This window comes from Streptomyces olivaceoviridis, assembly GCF_014650115.1.
Taxonomy (GTDB): Bacteria; Actinomycetota; Actinomycetes; order Streptomycetales; family Streptomycetaceae; genus Streptomyces; species Streptomyces olivaceoviridis.
This window is the reverse complement of record NZ_BMUI01000002.1, coordinates 220,638-240,590: the sequence shown is the minus strand read 5'-3', so window position 1 is coordinate 240,590 and position 19,953 is coordinate 220,638. Positions and strand designations below refer to the sequence as shown.

The following is a 19,953-nucleotide window of genomic DNA, read 5'->3' as shown; positions in this document are numbered from 1 at the left end:
TCCTCGGGAGTCTTGTGGAGTAAGGGGAACAACAGAGCCAGAACACACGGGGGTGTTCTACCTTGACCGAGACCATCGAGAGGCTCACCGGACGGACCACGGGCGAGCAGGCACCGGCGGCCCGCGAACTGACGCCGTACATGGCGCCGTTGACCGTGCCGCCGGTCCTGCGGCCCGCCGCGGACGACGTCCTGCGCGAGACCGAGATCGCCCTGCGCCCGACCTGGGTGCGCCTGCACCCGCAACTGCCGCCGACCCTGATGTGGGGCTACGACGGACACGTGCCGGGCCCGACCATCGAGGTGCGCCGGGGACAGCGCGTCCGCATCGCCTGGACCAACCGCATCCCCAAGGACAGCGAGTACCCGGTCACCTCGGTGGAGGTGCCGCTGCGCACGGACGGCCGCCCGCAGGCCACCACCGAGCCCGGCCGCGAGGGCGTCGAGCCGAACAAGGACGTCGCCGCCCTGCCCGCCTGGTCGGTGACCCATCTGCACGGCGCGCAGACCGGCGGCGGCAACGACGGCTGGGCGGACAACGCCGTCGGCCACGGCGACGCCCAGCTGTCGGAGTACCCGAACGACCACCAGGCGGTGCAGTGGTGGTACCACGACCACGCCATGAACATCACCCGGTGGAACGTGATGGCGGGCCTGTACGGCACCTACCTCGTCCGGGACGACGAGGAGGACGCGCTCCACCTGCCGTCCGGCGAGCGGGAGATCCCGCTCATCGTCGCCGACCGCAACCTCGACACCGACGAGGACGGCCGCCTCAACGGCCGGCTGCTGCACAAGACGGTGATCGTCCAGCAGCGCAACCCGGAGACGGGCAACCCGGTCTCCATACCCTTCACCGGCCCGTACACCACGGTCAACGGCCGCATCTGGCCGTACGCCGACGTGGACCCGGCGTGGCACCGGTTCCGGCTGGTCAACGCCTCCAACGCGCGCATCTTCGAACTCGTCCTCATCGACGAGGACGACCAGCCGGTGCCGGGGATCGTCCACCAGATCGGCAGCGACGGCGGACTGCTGCCGCGCCCGGTGCCGGTCGACTTCGACGCGGAGCTGCCGACCCTGACCGCCGCGCCCGCCGAGCGGTTCGACCTGCTGGTGGACTTCCGCGGACTCGCGGGCCGGACCCTGCGCCTGGTGAACAAGGGCCCCGGCCGGCCGGCGGGCGTGCCCGACCCGGCCGGAGACGTGCCCTGTCCGGCTGTGCTGGAGTTCCGGGTCCGGGAGAGCTGTGCGGAGGACACCTTCGAACTGCCCGAGGTGCTCTCCGGGTCCTTCCGCCGACTCACCCACGACACCCCCCACGGCCACCGGCTCGTCCTGCTCACCCCGCCCGCCACCAAGGGGGCCGGCGGCCACCCGGAGATCTGGGAGATGACCGAGGTCGAGGACCCGAGCGGCCTGACGTTCCCGGCCGAGGGCATCGTCCAGGTCACCGGACCCGACGGCACCACGAAGACGTACCGGCGCACCGCACGGACGTTCAACGACGGGCTCGGCTTCACGATCGGCGAGGGCAGCCACGAGCAGTGGAGCTTCCTCAACCTCGCGCCCATCGTGCACCCCATGCACATCCACCTGGCCGACTTCCAGCTGCTCGGCCGGGACGCGTACGACGTCTCCGGCTTCGACCCGGCGGTGGGCGGCACCCGCACCCCGATCCGGTACGACGCCGGCCGGGAGATACCGCTCGCGCCCAACGAGCGGGGCCACAAGGACGTCTTCCGGGTGCCGGGCGACCAGATGCTGCGGGTCATGGGCCGCTTCGACGGCGCGTACGGCCGGTTCATGTACCACTGCCATCTGCTGGAGCACGAGGACATGGGCATGATGCGGCCCTTCGTCGTCATGCCGCCCGAGGCCCTGAGGTTCGACCACGGCGGGGCGCACGGCGGCCACGGCGAGGGCCACACGGGCTGAGAGGGCGGGCCGAAAGGGTGCGCTGAACGCGTCGGCGTGACGGCTATGACTACCCTCCGTCGCCCTCCGGGCATTCTCACCCTTTCGTGTCTCGTCGCGGTCCACCGCCCCGGGTAGAGCACCACCCGGAGGCGAGCGAACCATGGAACAGACTGCGTTGCGTCCCAAGCCGATGCCCGGTCAGGACCGGCGGGAGGACGACACCCCCGACCCCGCCCACCGCCCGCACGCCGTGCCCCGGCGCGGACGGCGGCTGCGGACCCTGCTGTGCGGCCTGTGCGCCGGCACCGCGCTGGTACTAGCCGGCGTCGGCATCGGTACGGTCGGCGCCACGGTGATCGGCATGAGCAGACTCGCCGAGCCGCGACGCCAGGCCCCGCCGCCCGCGCCGGCGCCCTCGGCCAGGGCCACGCCCCCGCCGGCGCCCGTCCCCGCCCCGCCCGGCCCGGTCCTGGGCGTGGATGCCGCCGACGCGGAGAAGGCGGGCGCCCTCGTGGTGGGCGTGCACGTGCCCGGCCCCGGCTACGCGGCGGGCCTGGTCCGCGGGGACGTCGTCCTCCAGTGGGGCCAGGCCCGTGTGGACACCGCCGCCGACCTCGCCCGAGCCGTCGGACGGGCCCGCCCCGGCACGGCGGTGCTCCTCACCGTGCGCCACGCGAGCGGCGGCTACCAGCAGTTGACGGTGACGCCGGCGGTGGTGATCTGACCCGGTCCGGGCCAGCCACCGCCGCCGCCCCGGTCACGCCAGGAAACCCCTTGGTCACCGTCCGTCCCGCACGTCATCATGGACCCATGCCGAGTGCCCCCTGGACGGACCGCGGGACGTCGGTCCGCGGGGCCGGCTCGCGTGGGTCCGTGCGGGCGGGCAGGATGCTGCCCGAGACGCCCTCACCCCGTTTCCTCACCCGCACCGGAGGCCCGGATGACCGGTAGTACGCCCGCGCCCTTCACCGCCGCCGACTACAGGGCCCGTATGGAGCGTGCCGTGCGCTCCGCCGACGACGCCGGCCTCGCGGGGCTGCTCGTGGCGCCGGGACCGGACATGGTGTGGCTCACCGGCTACACGCCCACAGCGGTCACGGAGCGGCTGACCCTGCTGGTCCTCGCGCCCGGCCGGGACCCCGTGCTCGTCGTGCCCACCCTGGAGGCCCCGGACGCCGAGCAGGCGGCCGGCGCCACCGCGCTCACGCTGCGCGACTGGACCGACGGCAAGGACCCCTACGCCGTCACCGCCGGCCTCCTCGACGACCGCGGCCGGTTCGGCATCAGCGACAACACCTGGGCGATGCACCTGCTGGGCCTCCAGCGGGCCCTGCCCGGCACCTCCTACGCCGCCCTCACCGAGGCCCTGCCCATGCTGCGCGCGGTGAAGGACGCGGCCGAACTGGAACTCCTGGCAGCCGCGGGCGCGGCTGCCGACCTCGCGTTCGAGGAGATCCGGAAGGTCCCCTTCGCCGGCCGCCGCGAGTCCGACGTCGGCCAGGACCTCGCCGGCCTGCTGCGCCGCTTCGGCCACTCCCAGGTCGACTTCACGATCGTCGGTTCCGGACCGAACGGCGCCAACCCCCACCACGAGGTCGGCGACCGCGTCATCCGGTCCGGCGACATGGTCGTCCTCGACTTCGGCGGCCTGAAGGACGGCTACGGCTCCGACACCACCCGCACGGTCCACGTCGGCGAGCCGACCGAGGAGGAGCGCCGGGTCCACGACGTGGTGCGCGCCGCCCAGGAGGCCGGTTTCCAGGCCGTGCGCCCGCAAGTGGCCTGCCAGGAGGTCGACCGCGCCGCCCGCGCGGTGATCACGGACGCCGGGTACGGCGAGTACTTCATCCACCGCACCGGCCACGGCATCGGCGTCACCACGCACGAGCCGCCGTACATGATCGAGGGCGAGGAACAGCCGCTCGTGCCCGGCATGTGCTTCTCCGTGGAGCCCGGCATCTACCTGCCCGGCCGCTTCGGGGTGCGCATCGAGGACATCGTCACGGTCACCGGTGACGGCGGCCGGCGCCTCAACGACACCACCCGTGAGATGGTCATAGTGGAGTGAGAGACCCGAGGAGACCCACTCCCGACGACACCCGGAACGGCGACGCACGACCCATGACCCAGGCACCGACACCCACCGCGGACACCGTCCGCAGACTGGTCCGCTCGCTGCTCAAGGAGGGCGGCGACGGCACGGGGGGACCTGATGTGCGGCCCGTGACGGAGGAGCGCGAGCACACCTGGTGGGTCGGCAGCCGCCATGTGCTGCGCCTCGCGCCCGACCGGGAGGCCTCCGTCCGCCGCCGCCGCGAACTGCGCCTGCGCGAGCTGGTCCGCCCGCAGGTGCCCGTCGCCGTCCCGACCAGCGTCGCGCACGGCGACTGGGCGCCCGGCCTCGCCTACACCCTCGACACCCGGGTGCCCGGCGGCACGGCCGACGAGCACGACGTCTCCGCCGTCGGCGAGGCCGACCTCGCCGGGCTGCTCAGCGGGCTGCGCACGGTGCCGGCCCGGCAGGCCGAGGCGCTCGGCGTGCCGCGCACCGCCCCGCGCTCGCTGGAGGCGCTGCGCCGGATGGCCGTGCACGCGGCCGAACGGCTCGCCGCCGCCGACGAGTTCGACGCGGCACGGCTGCACCAGCTGACCCCGTCCGGCGCGGCCCAGCTCGCCGCGCAGCCCGGTTCCGCCGTCCTCACCCACCACGGGCTGACCGGCGCGCACGTGCTGGTCAGCGCCGACGGACGGGTGCGCGGCATCCTGGACTGGACCGCGGCGTCCGTCGGCGACCCCGCCGAGGACATCGCCGGGCTCGCCGTCGCCGTCGGCTCCCCGCCGGCCGTGCGCGCCGCCACCCTCGCCGGCTACGGCGCCCGCCCCTGTCTGCGCGGCCTGTGGCTGGCCCGCTGCGACTCCGTCCTCCGCCTCACCGACCGCCTGGAAGGCCGTACGACCGGTTCCCTGCCCCTGCTGCGGACCCAGCTGCGGCGCGCCTGGGAGCCGATCCTGCTGGAGCGGGTGACCGACTTCCAGGAGGACGAGCCGGAGCCCTGACGGGACCGCCAGGGCCCCTCAGGGCTGTCCCGGCGCCCCTTCTCAGGGCTGCGTCAGCACCACGCACGACTCGCCGGGTACCTGGAGCAGCCCGTCCGGGCCCGGCGTCCCCACCGGGTCCCAGGCCGCGAGGACCTCCACCCGGCCGGTGCCCAGCGGGATCGCCGCCGGCTCCTTGCCCAGGTTCACCGCCACCCGTACGTCACCGCGCCGGAAGGCCAGCCAGCGGGCGTCCTCGTCGTACGCGACCTTCGTGTCGGCGAGGTCCGGGTCGGTGAGGTCGGGCTGGGCGTGGCGCAGCGCGATCAGCTGCCGGTACCAGGCCAGCACGCGCGCGTGGGGCTCGCGTTCCGGCTCCGACCAGTCCAGGCAGGACCGCTCGCGGGTCGCCGGGTCCTGCGGGTCGGGCACGTCCTCCTCGGCCCACCCGTGCGCGGCGAACTCCCGGCGCCTGCCCTGCCGTACCGCCTCGGCCAGCTCGGGGTCGGTGTGGTCGGTGAAGAACTGCCAGGGCGTGCCCGCCGCCCACTCCTCGCCCATGAACAGCATCGGCGTGAACGGCGCGGTCAGGGTCAGCACGGCCGCACAGGCCAGCAGACCGGGGGAGAGGTGCGCGGAGAGCCGGTCGCCCTGGGCGCGGTTGCCGACCTGGTCGTGGGTCTGGCTGTAGCCGAGCAGCCGGTGCCCGGCCACGCGCGCGCGGTCCAGCGGCCGGCCGTGACCGCGGCCCCGGAAGCTGGAGTACGTGCCGTCGTGGAACCAGCCGCCGGTGAGCGTCTTGGCGAGCGCGGCGAAGGGATCACGCGCGAAGTCGGCGTAGTAGCCCTGGGACTCACCGGTCAGCGTGGTGTGCAGGGCGTGATGGAAGTCGTCGTTCCACTGCGCGTGCAGTCCGAGGCCGTTCTCCGCGCGCGGGGTGATGAAGCGCGGGTTGTTCATGTCCGACTCGGCGATCAGGAACAGCGGCCTGCCCACCTCCTCGGCGAGGCCGTCGACCGCCGCCGACAGCTCCTCCAGGAAGTGGCACGCGCGCGTGTCGTACAGCGTGTGCACCGCGTCCAGCCGCAGACCGTCGATCCGGTAGTCCCGCAGCCACGCCAGCGCGCTGCCCACGAGGAAGGCGCGCACCTCGTCCGAGCCGGGCGCGTCCAGGTTCACCGCCGAACCCCACGGCGTGGTGTGCGTGTCCGTGAAGTACGGCCCGAACCTCGGCAGATGGTTCCCGGTGGGCCCCAAGTGGTTGTGCACGACGTCCAGGACGACGCCCAGACCGAGTTCGTGCGCCCGGTCCACGAAGCGCTTCAGTGCCTCGGGACCGCCGTACGGCTCGTGCACCGCCCACAGCGACACACCCTCGTAGCCCCAGCCGTGCCGCCCCGGGAAAGGACACAGCGGCATCAACTCCACGTGTGTCACGCCCAGTTCCACCAGGTGGTCCAGGCGTGCGGCGGCGGCGTCCAGGGTGCCCTCCCGGGTGTACGTGCCCACGTGCAGCTCGTACAGCACCGCGCCCGGCAGCCCGCGCCCCGCCCACGACGCCCGCCACGCGTACCGCTCGTGGTCCACGACCGCGCTCAACCCGTCCGGGCCGTCCGGCTGGCGGCGCGAGCGCGGGTCGGGCAGCACCGGTCCGTCGTCCAGCGCGAACCCGTACCGGGCGCCGTCCCCGGCCTCCGCCTCGCCCGTCCACCACCCGCCGCGCGCGGGATCGCGCGCCAACGCGCGCGTGCCGCCCTCGCAATGGAGCGTCACTCGGTCTGCCTGCGGTGCCCACACCTCGAACTGCACGGACGGTTCCCCTTCGTCTGCTCACCGTGATGTCCCGCGTCTCCATCGTGCCGCCCCGGACGATCAATCCGCTCTCGAATCGGCCCTTTGCCGGGAGGTGTCGCGGAAGTACCCATGGATCGGCACCGATTCCGTGAATTCTGGACACCCGGGGTTCACTGCCCGACAATCACCAGCGTGACGTCGTCCTTCGAGTTCTCCACCTATCCCGCGCGACTGTCCGACGCGGAGCGCGACCAGGCGCTGCGGGTGCTGCGCGACGGCGTCGCCATGGGCCGGCTCTCGCACGACACGTTCGTGCGCCGGATGGAACTGGCGCTCACCGCGCGCCGCTCCGACGAACTCGCCGCCCTCGTCGCCGACCTGCCCCGGGAGAACCGCTTCTCCCGCGCGGTCCTCGGCACGGTGGAGGCCGTCTCCGGGTTCACGGTACGACTGCGGCGGGCCTGGCAGGCCGAGCGGCTGCCCAAGCTACAGCTGCCGCACCCGGCGCACACCCATCCGCTGCGCATCGGCCGCGATCCCGCGAACGGGCTGCGTCTGAACCACGAGACCGTCTCCCGCGTGCACGCCGAACTCCGCCACCAGGGCGGCCTGTGGGTCCTGAGGGACCTGGGCTCGACCAACGGCACCACCGTCAACGGCCGCCGGGTGATCGGGGCGGTCGTCGTCCGCGAGGGCGACCAGGTCGCCTTCGGCAGGATGGCGTTCCGGCTCGCGGCGAGCTGAGCCCTGCCCGGCCGGTCCTGTACGAACGGGCGCGCAGCCACGCGCGCGCGTGCGGTGCCGATCGGGTGAGCCGCACTGCGGAAGACGGGCCGCCGTGCCGATGCAACGGGGCATGACGTACATCACCAGAGCGGCAGCGGCGGCCGGCGCCCTGCTGACCGCGGCCGGCCTCCTCACCGCGGGTCCGGCCCAGGCGGCCTCCCGTGACGGGTTTTCGGGCAACTGGCTCTACCTCACGGTCACCAAGGGCGACGCCCGGTCCAGCGACACCCGCGGCACGCTGCTGCTGTGCGGGCCGCCCCAGGGACACGCGCGCGCGTCCGAGGCCTGCGCGGAACTGACCGCCGCCGGCGGTGCCATCGACCGCATCCCGGCCAAGCAGGTCTTCTGTCCGATGATCTTCGCCCCGGTGACGGTCCACGCGCGCGGGCGGTGGGACGGGCGGTCGGTCGACTTCCAGGACACGTACACCAGCGCGTGTGTGATGCGGGCGCGGACGGGGTCCGTGTTCGCCCTGGACGGCTGACGGGCGGCCTACGAACAGGCGGGGCGGGCCGACGCGCCCGGGTGGCGTGAGACGGCGCCTGGGGTGGCGTGGGCGGCGCCGGGGTGGTGCCTGGGGTCGGGTGCGGGCCAGGGCGGGGCAGGCGTGGGCGGTGCTCGGAGTGCCGTGGGCCGGCCTGGGGTCGGCGCGGGCGGCGCCCGGCTCACGCCCCCTCCGGTCAGTGCGCCCGGTTTCGCGCGCCCGCTCCGCGCGCCGGCTCACGCCGCCTGGTCGCGGGCCTGCTGTGCCGCCACCAGCACCGTCCGGGACTGGTGCTCCACCTGGTGCTCCAACGGCACCCAGCGGGCCCGGAACCGTTCCGCGAAGGCGTCGCACCAGGTGGCGACGAGCTGTTCCAGACGCGGCGCCGCCCGGTCGTCCGCCTCCCGCAGCACCCGCAGCAGCATCGCCGCGGCCCGCAGCGGCAGCCGCCGTCCGAACGCGTCGACACTGCCGACGTACGCCATCGTCGTGCCCGCCGGAGACGTGTGGGTCCAGTCCTCCGCGAGGCCCGGGATCAGCTCCAGGGCCCACTGCGCGGCCCGCAGCAGCGGCCCGTCCACGCCCTCCAGCCGGGGCAGCGCCTCGGCGAGGATCCGCTCGACCTCCCGGGAGTCCCGCAGCAGCCGCGTGGCGAGGCGCCGCATGGCCGCCGCCGGTGCCGGGTGCGGCGCCGGGTCGTCAACCAGGTCGCTCGCCCACATCGGCACCTCCACCACGGCCGTCAGACCGCCGTACCGGTGCGCGTGGTACCAGGTGCTGTGCCGGGCGTCGTCCGGCAGGCTCGGGTAGGCCACGCCCGTCTCCGGGCCGGGCATCACATGCACACCGGGACCGGAGGCGGGCCAGCCCGCCGCGTCCGAGGCCCCCGTCTCCACCGGGATGTGCAGTTCCGCCGCGGACTTGGCGAACGGCTCGGCGAGGCCCGGCACGTCCTTGGTCAACTGCACCCAGCTGCCGCCCAGATCGGTGCCGTGCAAGGTCACCTGGAGGTACGGGCGCAGTTCGTCTATGACCCCGGTCAGCGTCCGTGTCTCGGGCGGCAGCCGGTCCGGCGGCAGCACCGACGGCGACCACTCCGGTTGCTCCGCACCCGTCGGCCGGTAGAAGCCGAGGTGGTAGTCGAGCAGGCTGCGCGGCGCCGGGGTGACATGCAGACTCGCGCCGTCGGGGTCCGCGCACAGAAGGAAGTGCCAGGAGGTGTCCGCCCGCAACTCGCGTTCCGCCAGCACCCTTTCGGCGAGCACCCGCAGGGTGGAGCCGCCCGTCGGCTCGTTGGCGTGCGCGCCCGCCACCACGAGCACCGCACGGCGGGCGTGTCCCACCGACAGCAGGTGCAGGGGTCTTCCCGCGCGCGAGACGCCCACCTCACGCAGCGCGCACAGCCCGGGTTCCCGAGCCGCCAGCGCCTGAGCGGCGGCGACCAGTTCGGGAACGCTGGGATAGCGCAGCTCCGGCAGAGGACTCACCCCCGACTTGTCCGCCCGGCTTCGCACCTCCCAGTCCCCCACGCGAAGGGTGAACTGTCAAGCATCCGGCGGGGGAGGCTCCCGGGGGCGCCCGGACGCGGGGGCCCGCCCCCGTCCGGGCCCCCGCGTGCCGTGGGCTCACTGCTGGTGCAGACCGCGTCCCGCGAGCGTCAGGAACACCTCGCCCACCGCCTCCGACAGGGTGGGGTGCGCGTGCACATGCCGGGCCACGTCCGAGGGCTCGGCGTCCCAGCCCACGATCAGCTGGCTCTCGGCGATCATCTCCGACACGTTCGGGCCGACGAGGTGGACGCCGAGCACCTGCCCGCCGCCGGCCTCCGCCACGACCTTCACCATGCCGCCCTGGCCGTGCACCATCCCCTTGGCGACGGCGGTCAGCGGCATCGTGCCGACGTCGACCTCGTGCCCACGCGCGCGTGCCTCGGCCTCGCTCAGCCCCACCGAGGCGGTCTGCGGCGAGGAGTACGTCACCCGGGGCACGGCCGCGTAGTCCACCGGCGGCGACTCCAGTCCGGCCACGGTCTCGGCCACCAGCAGGCCTTCCGCGAACGAGGCGTGGGCGAGGCCGAGCGAGGGCGGCGGCAGCAGGTCGCCGACGACGTGGACGCCCGGCACGGCCGTCTCCAGCCGGCCCCAGTCCTCCGGTACGACGAACCCCCGCTCGTCCGTCGTCAGCCCGGCCGCGTCCAGGCCCAGGCCCTCGGTGACCGGAGCCCGGCCGACGGCCACCAGCAGCCGCTCCGCCGTCACCGTTCGGGTCTCTCCCCGCGCGGTGCGCACACGCGCGCGTACGCCGTTCTCCAGCAGCTCCGCGTCCAGCAGCCGCGCGCCCGCCTGCACATCGATCCCGCGCTTCTTCAGACCGCGCGTCAGATGCCGGCTGACGTCGGCGTCCTCCAGCGGCACGATCCGGTCGGCGGCCTCCACCAGGGTGACCTCGGCGCCCATGGACCGGTGGAAGGAGGCGTACTCCGCCCCGATCGCGCCCCCGCCCAGCACCAGGACCGACGCGGGGAGCCCCGGCGCGAACAGGGCGTCGTCGCTCGTCACCACGCGCCGCCCGTCCGGATCGAGCCCCGGGAGCGTGCGCGGGCGGGAGCCGGTCGCGAGGACCAGCGCACGGCGCGCGGTGAGGTCCTGCACGCCCGGCGCACTCTCCGTACCCGCGCTCTCCACCCGTACCGTGCGTGCCCCGGTCAACCGTGCGCTGCCCCGCACCACCCGCACGCCGGCGTGCGCGAGATGTGCCTCGACCCCCTTGTGGTTGCGCGCCACGATGTCGTCGCGCGTGGCCACCAGCGCACCCCAGTCGACGGAGTCCACGGTCGCCTTCACGCCCCAGCGCTCGCGGGCCTCGGCGATCCCGTCGACCAGCTCGGCGGCGTGCAGCATCGCCTTGCTGGGGATGCAACCCCGGTGCAGGCACGTTCCGCCGACCTTGTCGCGTTCGACGAGGGTGACGTCCAGCCCCAGGCCGGCCGCGCGCAGGGCGGTGCTGTAGCCGCCGGTGCCGCCGCCGACGACGATCACGTCGGGTGTATTGATGCCTGTGTCGATGGTCATGGCATCCACCCTCCGTCCACCCCTTGTCATGAGTCCAAGGCAATGTTCTTGTGGACTCCATGCACGATCTTCATGGGAGGACGGGGAGGGGGCCGGGGACGTGAGCCTGCGCCAGATGGAGTACTTCGTGACGGTCGTCCAGGAGGCGTCGTTCACGCGCGCGGCGGACGCCCTGCACGTCACCCAGCCCGCGCTCTCGCACCAGATCAAGGCACTGGAGAAGTCGGTCGGCGGCGCCCTGCTGGAGCGCCTGCCCCGGGGCGTGCGCCTCACCCCGATGGGCCGCGCCTTCCTGCCCCACGCCGAACTCGCCGTCCGCAGCGCGGCCCAGGCCCGCCGCGCGGCCCGCGCCACCGTCGGCGCCGAGGGCGGCGAACTGCATGTCGCGGCCCTGCACTCCCTCGCGGTCGGCACTCTGCCCGACGTCTTCGCCCGCTGGCGCGCGGCTCACCCCAGGGTCCTGCTGCGCCTGCACGAGTACGCCACCGCCGAGGCCCTGGAGGAGGCGGTGCAGCGGGGCACCGCCGACCTCGCCGTCGGCCCCGAGCCGTCCGGGCGGCCCGGCACCGTCGTGCCCGTCGGCGAGGAGGAGGTCGTCCTCGTCGTGCCCTTCGACGACCGGCTCGCGGGGCGTACGACGGTCACGCTCCCGGAACTCGCCGACCACGCCTGGATCCGCTGCGCCATGGAACCCGTCGTGCACGGCGAACGCTTCCTGGACCGGGCCTGCGCGAGCGCCGGGTTCCGGCCCCGGACCGCCGTGTGGACCGAGCACACCTCGACGGCCGTCCGCATGGCCGCCGCCGGCGTCGGGGTGTGCGCCGCGCCCGCCCACATCGTGCGGGGTGCCGTCGGCGAGGACTGCGTGGTCCTCACCCCCGACCCGCCCTGGAAGCGCTCCCTGACCGTCTACGCGCGCGTGCCGCCCACGGGCGCCGCCGCGGCCTTCGTGGACCTCCTGCGCGCGGCCTGGCCGTCCCCGGGCCCCCACGGCCCGCACGAGGACTGCGCGCCGCCCGCGGCGTGACGGCGTGCGGGAAGCCGCCCAGCGGACAGCGGTGTACCGGGCGACCGCGGCCCGGGCGCCGCGCGTCCGTCGGCTCGGCAGTCGCGTGTGGTGCGCTCGTCTGCCGCGCGGCACCGTCGGGCCTGTGGCTGTGGCTGTGGCTGTGGCTGTGGTGCGGGTGCCGCGCGTGCGTCGGCCGGGCGGCCGTGTGTCGTGCGACCGCTCGCCGCGCGGCCATCCGGGGCAACCGCCCGCCGGGCGGTCGTACACCCCCCTCGCCCCCGCTGGGCCGGCCCCGGTGCCCTCAGTCCTCCGCCACCCGTTCCAGCAGGGCCACCGGAAGTCGGTCCAGGAGCTCCGCCACGGGCGCCCGGCCGGTGAACTCGCGGCCCGGAGCGAGGACGTCCGCCCAGCGGCCCGGCGGGAGCGGGAGACGGGTGTCCTGCCAGCCGCCCGCCTCCCCGAGCCGCAGGGACAGCCGGGTCACCACCGTGACCACCGATCCGGAGCGGGCGAACGCCAGGCAGTGGTCGGCCGCCGGGCCATCGGCCGTCAGCGGCTCGTACGACGCGTCCGCGCCGAAGGCCTCCGGGCGCCGGGCGCGCAGCCGCAGTGCCGCCGCCGTCAGCGCGTCCTTCTCGCCGGGCGCCTCCGGCGGGAACGCCACCGGCCGCCGGTTGTCCGGGTCCACCAGCGCCCGGTACTCGCCCTCCGTGCCCTGGTACACGTCCGGCACCCCCGGCATCGTCAGATGGACCAGCGCGGTGCCGAGGACATTCGCCCGCACGTGCGGCTCCAACGCCTTCCGGAACGCCGCCACGCGCTCGCCGGGCGGCCCGCACGGCCCGGCGGCGACGAAGGACGCCACCGCCTCCTCGTACGGTGGTTCCTGTTCCGTCCAGCTGGTGTACATGCCCGCCTCGCGCACATGCTTCAGCAGCGCCTGCTGGACCCGTTCCTCCTCGGCCGGCCCCAGCCCGAACACCGTCTGCCAGGCCGCCCAGGCCAGTTGTCCGTCCGGCACGCCCTCCTCGGGCAGGGTCACCTCGGCGAGCAGTTCCGCCCAGCGGTCCGGGCACTCCGTGAGCACGGCCAGCGCGGCGCGCACGTCCGCGCTGCGCTTGGTGTCGTGCGTGGAGACGGCCGTGCCGGTGAGCGGCCGATCGCGCTGCACGCGCGCGCAGTACGCGTGGAACTCCTCCGGCGACACCCCCGGGCTGCCCGGGTCGCCGCCCACCTCGGTCGCCGACAGCAGCGGCACATAGCGGTAGAACGCCGTGTCCTCCACCGACTTGGCGCGCAGCGCCGAGGCGGTCTGCGCGAACCGGGTCCGGAACTCCACCCGGTCGGCGTGGTCCGGCGCCGACGGGTCACCGGGCGGCTCGACCAGCAGCCGGCGCACGACGCCGACGGCCTCGGCCTCCTCGGGCACCACGAAGGCCAGCCGGGCCTCCTCGGCGGCCCCCTCGGTGATCACGGCGGACGCGTCACCGGAGGCGTACGGCCGGTAGACCCGCATCCGGACCAGCAGCTCCTCCACGGCCGTCCGCAGGGCCCAGGGCGCGCGGTCGCGCAGCGAGAGGTCGGGCGAGGCGGCGCACAGCCGGGCCGCCACCCGGGTGAGCCGGTCCGTCTCGGTGGCCAGCTCGTGCGTGAGCACCTTGTACGCGGCCCGCCGGACCGTGGCCTCCCAGTTGCCGCCGCGGTCCGTCTGCGGGGCCGCGAAGGCCCGGTAGCGGCCCAGCAGTTCGTACGCCCCGGTGCGGTCCGTGAACAGGCCGTCGACGTGCCGCAGGGCGTCGTAGCCCGTGGTGCCCGCGACGGGCCAGGAGGCCGGCAGGTGCTCGCCGTCGGCCAGGATCTTCTCCACGACCGTCCAGCGCCCGCCGGTCGCCTCGTGCAGCCGCGCGAGGTAGCCGTCGGGGTCGGCGAGCCCGTCGGGATGGTCGATCCGCAGCCCGTCGAACACGCCCTCCGCCAGCAGCCGCAGGATCGTGCCGTGGGTGGCGTCGAAGACCTCCGGATCCTCCACCCGCACCCCGATCAGCTCCGAGATGCTGAAGAACCGCCGGTAGTTCAGCTCCGTGCGGGCCAGCCGCCACCACACCGGGCGGTACCACTGGGCGTCCAGCAGTCGGGGCAGCGGCAGGTGCTCGGTGCCGGTGCGGAGCGGGAAGGCGTGGTCGTGGTAGCGCAGCACATCACCGTCGACCACGAGGTGCGCCGACTCGGAGCCGACCGGGCCGCCGAGCACCGGCAGCAGCACCCGGCCGCCCTGCGCCTCCCAGTCGATGTCGAACCAGCGCGCGTAGGGCGAGTCGGGTCCCTCGCGCAGCACCTCCCACAGGGCGGGGTTGTGCCGGGGGGCCAGCGCCATGTGGTTCGGCACGATGTCCACCACCAGGCCGAGGCCGTGTTCGTGCGCCGTGCGCGCCAGCGCGCGCAACCCCTCCTCGCCGCCCAGCTCCGCGCGCACACGCGTGTGGTCCACGACGTCGTAACCGTGCGCGGAGCCCGGGACGGCCTCCAGGACGGGGGACAGGTGCAGGTGCGAGACGCCGAGCGACGCCAGGTACGGTACGGCCGCTTCGGCGGCGGCGAACGGGAACGCGGGCTGGAGCTGCAGCCGGTAGGTGGCCGTGGGCACCCCCGGTCCGGGTCGCGCAGAAGTCATGGGAAGCTACGTACCCCGCTCGCCGTCTTTCGTGTCATCGACCTCTGCCCGGATCACGCGCGCGTGTCCGGTTCCTAGCGCTGGGGACGACGGGAAGCAGGGGCGGCGCGGCCGTGGGACGCCCACCGCCGGATGGCCGGTCCGACGGGACCGCTGCCGCCGCCGTGCGCGTCCCACCTGGGCCGGGCTGCCGACGGCGATCGTCCGCTTCGCCAGTGTCGCCGCTCGTCGTCCGGACGAGAGCCGACCGGTGGCGCGCTCGCGCTCGGCCAGGGGGCCGCGCCTTCCCCGCGACGCGCCCACGGGGCCGCCGGCACCCGTCTGGCCCACCCGGGGCCGCCGCGGGCCGGGGGACAGGTCCTCACCCGGGCGTCGTCACCGGCCGCCCACGCGAAACACCCCTCGCACCCGTCCACGCGCGCGTGCGTCCGACGCACCCGGCACGCGCGCGTACGAGACGGCCCTCGCTCGCGCGGGTACGTCGACACGCGCGCGTACGTGACAGCCCCCACGCGCGCGTGCGCGACTAACGAGGCCGCCCCCACGCGCGCGTACGAGACGCCCCGCGCGCCCGCGGAAACGACTCCCGCACGCGCGCGAACCGTACGGCCCGGCTCCCTACGTCGGCCGTTGCAGCACCGTCAGGCTGCGGTCCGGCAAGGTGATGCGGTCGCCGGCCGCCACCTTCCCGCCCGCTCCCGGCGGAACCCCTTCCGGGCGGGCCGTGTCGACGACCACCTGCCACTGGCGGCCGTGGTCGACCGGCACCAGGAAGTCCAGCGGCTCGGGGGAGGCGTTGAACATCAGCAGGAAGGAGTCGTCGGTGATGCGCTCGCCGCGTGGGCCGGGCTCGGAGATGGCGTTGCCGTTCAGGAACACGGTCAGCGCGGACGCCTGCGCCGAGTTCCAGTCCCGTTGCGTCATCTCGCCGCCCTCGGGGGTGAACCAGGCGATGTCGGACAGCTCGTCGTGGGTGCCCTCCACCGGACGGCCGTGGAAGAAGCGGCGCCGGCGCAGGACGGGATGGTCGCGGCGCAGCCACACCATCGCGCGCGTGAACTCCAGCAGATCGCTCTCCAGGGACTCCGGCCAGTCCACCCAGGACAGCTCGTTGTCCTGGCAGTAGGCGTTGTTGTTGCCGCCCTGGGTGCGCGCGAACTCGTCACCGTGGCTGATCATCGGCACGCCCTGGGACAGCATGAGCGTGGCGATGAAGTTCCGCATCTGCCGCGCGCGCAGCCGCAGCACCTCCGGGTCGTCGGTCCCGCCCTCCGCGCCGCAGTTCCACGACCGGTTGTGGCTCTCGCCGTCCCGGTTGTCCTCGCCGTTGGCGGCGTTGTGCTTCTCGTTGTACGAGACGAGGTCGTGCAGGGTGAAACCGTCGTGGCAGGTGACGAAGTTGATGGAGGCCAGCGGGCGGCGGCCGTCGTCCTGGTAGAGGTCGGAGGAGCCGGTCAGCCGGGAGGCGAACTCGGCGAGCGTGCGCGGCTCGCCCCGCCACAGGTCCCGGACCGTGTCCCGGTACTTGCCGTTCCACTCGGTCCACAGCGGCGGGAAGTTGCCCACCTGGTAGCCGCCCTCGCCCACGTCCCACGGCTCGGCGATCAGCTTCACCTGGGAGACCACCGGGTCCTGCTGCACCAGGTCGAAGAACGACGACAGCCGGTCCACCTCGTGGAACTGCCGGGCGAGGGTCGCCGCGAGGTCGAAGCGGAAGCCGTCGACGTGCATGTCGGTGACCCAGTACCGCAGCGAGTCCATGATCAGCTGAAGCACGTGCGGGGACCGCATGAGCAGCGAGTTCCCGGTGCCCGTGGTGTCCATGTAGTAGCGCAGGTCCTCCGCCAGCCGGTAGTACGACGGGTTGTCGATGCCCTTGAAGGACAGCGTCGGACCCAGGTGGTTGCCCTCGGCGGTGTGGTTGTAGACCACGTCCAGGATGACCTCGATCCCGGCCTCGTGCAGTGCCCGGACCGCCGACTTGAACTCCAGCACCTGCTGGCCGCGGTCGCCCCAGGAGGCGTACGCGTTGTGCGGGGCGAAGAAGCCGATGGTGTTGTAGCCCCAGTAGTTGTTCAAGCCCATGTCGACCAGCCGGTGGTCGTTCACGAACTGGTGCACGGGCATCAGTTCGAGCGCGGTCACCCCGAGCTTGGTCAGGTGTTCGATGATCGCCGGGTGGGCGAGGGCCGCGTAGGTGCCGCGCAGTTCCTCCGGCAGCCCGGGGTGACGCATGGTCAGGCCCTTGACGTGGGCCTCGTAGATCACCGTGTGGTGGTACTCGGTGCGCGGCGGGCGGTCGTCACCCCAGTCGAAGTAGGGGTTGATCACCACCGAGGTCATGGTGTGCGGCGCCGAGTCCAGGTCGTTGCGCCTCTCGGGCGCGCCGAAGTGGTAGCCGTACACCTCCTCGCCCCACCGGACCGACCCGCTGATCGCCTTCGCGTACGGGTCGAGCAGCAGCTTCGCGGAGTTGCAGCGCAGCCCGCGTCCGGGGTCGTACGGGCCGTGCACCCGGAACCCGTACCGCTGTCCCGGCATCACGCCCGGCACGTACGCGTGCCGCACGAACGCGTCGCTCTCGCGCAGTTCCACCGCCGTCTCCGAGCCGTCGTCGTGCAGCAGACACAGCTCTACTCGGTCCGCGGCCTCCGTGAAGACCGCGAAGTTGGTTCCGGCGCCGTCATAGGTGGCGCCGAGCGGATACGCCTCTCCAGGCCAGACCTGCATGGATACGACTCTCCCAGGTGTGCCGTCCGCCGGGGGCCGCCTTGGCCCCGAGTCTCGTCCGAAAGTGACGCAACCTCCCGTGGCTCGTCCGCCCTCTTATCCAGTGACCAGTGCGCACGGCGGTTCTGGTACCCGCCGTGCGCCGAACCAGCGGGGCAGATACGTACTCCCGGGGACCAGGGGGAGTAGGGGGAGAATGTGCGTGAGACAGTCCACCGCCATCTGGGCAAAGTACTGACCGGTGCGGCCCTCGCGGCGGCGGGAACCGCCGCGATGGTCGCGGTCACCTTGCCGGGCACGGCGGGAGCGGACGACTCCGGAGGGGCCGGCGGCGGCACGCGGGCCGCGCGGCAGGCCGGACAGGACCCGGACGCCGCACCGCCCGGTGTCGTGGAACAGGCACCGGCCGAGGGGAAGCAGGGCACGGGCCGTGACCCGCTCACCGACGACGAGCTGGGGCGGGTCGAGAAGATCGCCGCGGCGGGACGGCTTTCGGCCACGGCCCGGGACGTCGGCGGCGACCGCGGACCGCAGCGGCTGAGCGTCGACCTCGCCGAGCCGGAGGCCGCCGAGGCGGACGACCCGGACGCGCCACGGCGCGCCGACGTGACCTTCTACGACTACGGGAACGACACACTCGTCACCAGGACCGTCAACCTGAAGACCGGGAAGGTCGAGCAGACCGGCACCCAGCGCGGCGTCCAGCCGCCGCCGAGCCGCGCCGAGAACGCCGAGGCCGCCCGGATCCTGATCGCCGACCCGCTGGGCGCGGGTCTCAAGGCGGACTACAAGGACGCCACGGGCAAGGAACTCACCTCGCCGGACCAACTGGAGCTGAGCGGCGGGATCTACGAGGCCTCGCCGGGCGCCCAGCCCGCGGTGCTCGACAAGTGCGGCGTCCACCGGTGCGTGCGGCTGTTCTCCAAGGTCCGCAACGGGCCGTGGATCGACACCAGGGACCTCGTGATCGACCTGAGCGCCCGCAAGACCGCCGCCCTCGACCGCGGCTGACCGGCCGCCGCCCGACCTTCACACCCGTACCTCCGGTAAGGGAGTCACCTCTTCATGCCCGAGAAGCACCTGTCCGGTGCGGTCCGGCCGCGAGGCCGAGGCCGTGCCGCCCGCAAGGCCGCGGCCGTCGGAGTGTCCCTGGCCGCGCTGGCCGCCGGCGCGACGACGCTCGCCGGTCCGGCCGCGGCCCGGCCGCAGACCGCGCCCGCCGCGGCGGCCCCTGGCTGTAGCACCGCCTACACGATCGAACAGAAGCTCACCACCGGCACGACCTGGCGGATGTGCTGGCGCTACGACAGCAAGGCCGGCCTCGTCCTGGAGAACATCTCCTACCAGCCCAAGGGCGAGGCCAAGCCGATCAAGGTACTCAACAGCGCCAGACTCGGCCAGATCCACGTCCCGTACGACGACGGGAAGCACGAGTACTACGACCTGACGGGCCAGGACTTCGCCCAGGAGCTGATGGAGCTGTCGCCCGGCGAGTGCCCCGGCGGCACCATCAAGACCGTCAAGGTCCCGGACGGCGACCCGGGCCACCCGAACGTCAAGGGCCTGTGCACGACCACCCGTTCCCGCGGCCACGCCTACCGGATGCACGACCTCTTCCAGTCGGGCAAGACCTACCAGCAGCAGGGCAAGGACCTGCTGGTCTACACGGTCAACCAGGTCGGCTGGTACGAGTACATCACCGAGTGGCGCTTCCAGGACGACGGCACGATCAACATGAACGTCGGCGCGACCGGCAGCCTCTCCTTCGACGACTACAACGCCCAGGACGGACGCGGCTGGCCCATCGGCAAGAACGCCCGGGACTACGCCACCAGCCACAGCCACAACGTCTTCTGGCGGCTCGACTTCGGCCTCGACGGCTCGTCGAAGACGAAGGTCGAGCAGTACGACTCCACCGTCAGCGCCCCCGCCGGGCGGGAGGGTCCGACCGCCAGGACCACCCGCACCAAGGTCGGCAAGGAACTCGCCGGCGACTACAAGACCTACCGCTGGTGGCGGGTGGTCAGCGCCACCGGCAAGAACAAGGACGGCCACGCGCGTTCGTACGAGCTGGTCCCCGGGCCGACCACCAAGTACCCGGGCCGCAGCTTCACCAAGCACGACATGTACGTCACCGAGTACGACAAGTGCGAGCTGTTCGCCAGCAACAACCCGACGTGCGCGACCGGCCACCCGAAGTCCGTCGACAAGTGGGTGGGCGGCCAGACCCTCACACACCCCGTGGTCTGGGTGAACGTCGGTTTCCACCACATCGCCCGGGACGAGGACCAGCAGCCCATGCCGGTCCACTGGCAGGGCTTCTCCATCGCCCCGCGGGACGTCACGGCTATGAATCCGCTCACGCCCAAGGAGCTGGCATGGCAGAACGGACACTGGGAATGGCGTAGTTGAGCACGGCGGTCGGGAAACCGACCTGTCCATCCGGCTGCACC

At 73.6% G+C, this 19,953-nt stretch carries 14 protein-coding genes; 9 read left to right on the top strand and 5 right to left on the bottom strand.

From position 1 onward, the window contains the following. Window positions 1–62 precede the first annotated feature (62 nt). From phsA to IE273_RS04935, 4 genes are all read left to right on the top strand, one after another. A complete protein-coding gene (phsA, locus tag IE273_RS04950) occupies window positions 63–1,937 on the top strand; it encodes an O-aminophenol oxidase PhsA (protein WP_189813901.1) in 1,875 nt (624 codons plus the stop codon). A gap of 142 nt (window positions 1,938–2,079) precedes the next feature. Continuing rightward, window positions 2,080–2,643, top strand: coding sequence for a PDZ domain-containing protein (locus IE273_RS04945; protein WP_189813900.1), 564 nt, complete (start codon window positions 2,080–2,082; stop codon window positions 2,641–2,643). Between the two features lie 216 nt (window positions 2,644–2,859). Further along, window positions 2,860–3,987, top strand: a complete 1,128-nt coding sequence (locus tag IE273_RS04940; RefSeq protein ID WP_189813899.1) for an aminopeptidase P family protein — start codon at window positions 2,860–2,862, stop codon at window positions 3,985–3,987. A 53-nt stretch (window positions 3,988–4,040) separates the two neighbouring features. Beyond that, entirely contained in the window at window positions 4,041–4,976 is a 936-nt protein-coding gene (locus IE273_RS04935; RefSeq protein WP_189813898.1) for a phosphotransferase, read from the top strand. A gap of 42 nt (window positions 4,977–5,018) precedes the next feature. Here the strand turns inward: IE273_RS04935 and treZ are convergent, their stop codons facing one another. Continuing rightward, on the bottom strand, window positions 5,019–6,764 hold the full coding sequence (gene treZ / locus IE273_RS04930; protein ID WP_189813897.1) for a malto-oligosyltrehalose trehalohydrolase: 1,746 nt from the start codon (window positions 6,762–6,764) through the stop codon (window positions 5,019–5,021). A gap of 177 nt (window positions 6,765–6,941) precedes the next feature. Between treZ and IE273_RS04925 the strand changes: the two genes are divergently transcribed. Then, entirely contained in the window at window positions 6,942–7,493 is a 552-nt protein-coding gene (locus IE273_RS04925; RefSeq protein WP_189813896.1) for an FHA domain-containing protein, read from the top strand. A gap of 112 nt (window positions 7,494–7,605) precedes the next feature. Continuing rightward, entirely contained in the window at window positions 7,606–8,019 is a 414-nt protein-coding gene (locus IE273_RS04920) for an SSI family serine proteinase inhibitor (RefSeq protein WP_189813895.1), read from the top strand. Window positions 8,020–8,255: 236 nt separating this feature from the next. On the opposite strand, the gene IE273_RS04915 is transcribed toward IE273_RS04920, so the two are convergent. Both IE273_RS04915 and lpdA read right to left on the bottom strand, forming a co-directional pair. Beyond that, window positions 8,256–9,506, bottom strand: coding sequence for a M14 family zinc carboxypeptidase (locus tag IE273_RS04915; protein ID WP_189813894.1), 1,251 nt, complete (start codon window positions 9,504–9,506; stop codon window positions 8,256–8,258). Window positions 9,507–9,644: 138 nt separating this feature from the next. Further along, window positions 9,645–11,090 (bottom strand): dihydrolipoyl dehydrogenase, encoded by a 1,446-nt coding sequence (gene lpdA, locus IE273_RS04910; RefSeq protein ID WP_189813893.1) that lies wholly within the window; start codon window positions 11,088–11,090, stop codon window positions 9,645–9,647. Window positions 11,091–11,190: 100 nt separating this feature from the next. Between lpdA and IE273_RS04905 the strand changes: the two genes are divergently transcribed. Next, window positions 11,191–12,117 (top strand): LysR family transcriptional regulator, encoded by a 927-nt coding sequence (locus IE273_RS04905; protein ID WP_189813892.1) that lies wholly within the window; start codon window positions 11,191–11,193, stop codon window positions 12,115–12,117. Window positions 12,118–12,400: 283 nt separating this feature from the next. Here IE273_RS04905 and treY read toward each other — a convergent pair whose 3' ends face one another. Together treY and glgX are read right to left on the bottom strand one after the other, a co-directional pair. Beyond that, on the bottom strand, window positions 12,401–14,770 hold the full coding sequence (gene treY, locus IE273_RS04900; protein ID WP_189813891.1) for a malto-oligosyltrehalose synthase: 2,370 nt from the start codon (window positions 14,768–14,770) through the stop codon (window positions 12,401–12,403). Window positions 14,771–15,388: 618 nt separating this feature from the next. Beyond that, window positions 15,389–17,500 carry a glycogen debranching protein GlgX gene (gene glgX / locus IE273_RS04895; RefSeq protein WP_189813890.1) on the bottom strand — a complete coding sequence of 704 codons (2,112 nt, stop codon included), beginning with the start codon at window positions 17,498–17,500 and terminating at the stop codon, window positions 15,389–15,391. Window positions 17,501–17,698: 198 nt separating this feature from the next. Here glgX and IE273_RS04890 point away from each other — a divergent pair, with 198 nt between their 5' ends. After that, the gene (locus IE273_RS04890; protein ID WP_189813889.1) at window positions 17,699–18,511 is read left to right on the top strand and encodes a Tat pathway signal sequence domain protein; all 813 of its coding nucleotides are present in this window, start codon (window positions 17,699–17,701) and stop codon (window positions 18,509–18,511) included. 54 nt (window positions 18,512–18,565) lie between these two features. After that, window positions 18,566–19,912, top strand: coding sequence for a copper amine oxidase (locus IE273_RS04885; RefSeq protein ID WP_189813888.1), 1,347 nt, complete (start codon window positions 18,566–18,568; stop codon window positions 19,910–19,912). Window positions 19,913–19,953 lie beyond the last annotated feature (41 nt).

Excerpts from the sequence above, each read along its gene's own strand:
- IE273_RS04945 (WP_189813900.1), top strand. The coding sequence starts at position 2,080 with ATGGAACAGACTGCGTTGCGTCCCAAGCCGATGCCCGGTCAGGACCGG.
- IE273_RS04940 (WP_189813899.1), top strand. The coding sequence starts at position 2,860 with ATGACCGGTAGTACGCCCGCGCCCTTCACCGCCGCCGACTACAGGGCC.
- IE273_RS04935 (WP_189813898.1), top strand. The coding sequence starts at position 4,041 with ATGACCCAGGCACCGACACCCACCGCGGACACCGTCCGCAGACTGGTC.
- IE273_RS04920 (WP_189813895.1), top strand. The coding sequence starts at position 7,606 with ATGACGTACATCACCAGAGCGGCAGCGGCGGCCGGCGCCCTGCTGACC.
- lpdA (WP_189813893.1), bottom strand. The coding sequence starts at position 11,090 with ATGACCATCGACACAGGCATCAATACACCCGACGTGATCGTCGTCGGC.
- treY (WP_189813891.1), bottom strand. The coding sequence starts at position 14,770 with ATGACTTCTGCGCGACCCGGACCGGGGGTGCCCACGGCCACCTACCGG.
- glgX (WP_189813890.1), bottom strand. The coding sequence starts at position 17,500 with ATGCAGGTCTGGCCTGGAGAGGCGTATCCGCTCGGCGCCACCTATGAC.
- IE273_RS04885 (WP_189813888.1), top strand. The coding sequence starts at position 18,566 with ATGCCCGAGAAGCACCTGTCCGGTGCGGTCCGGCCGCGAGGCCGAGGC.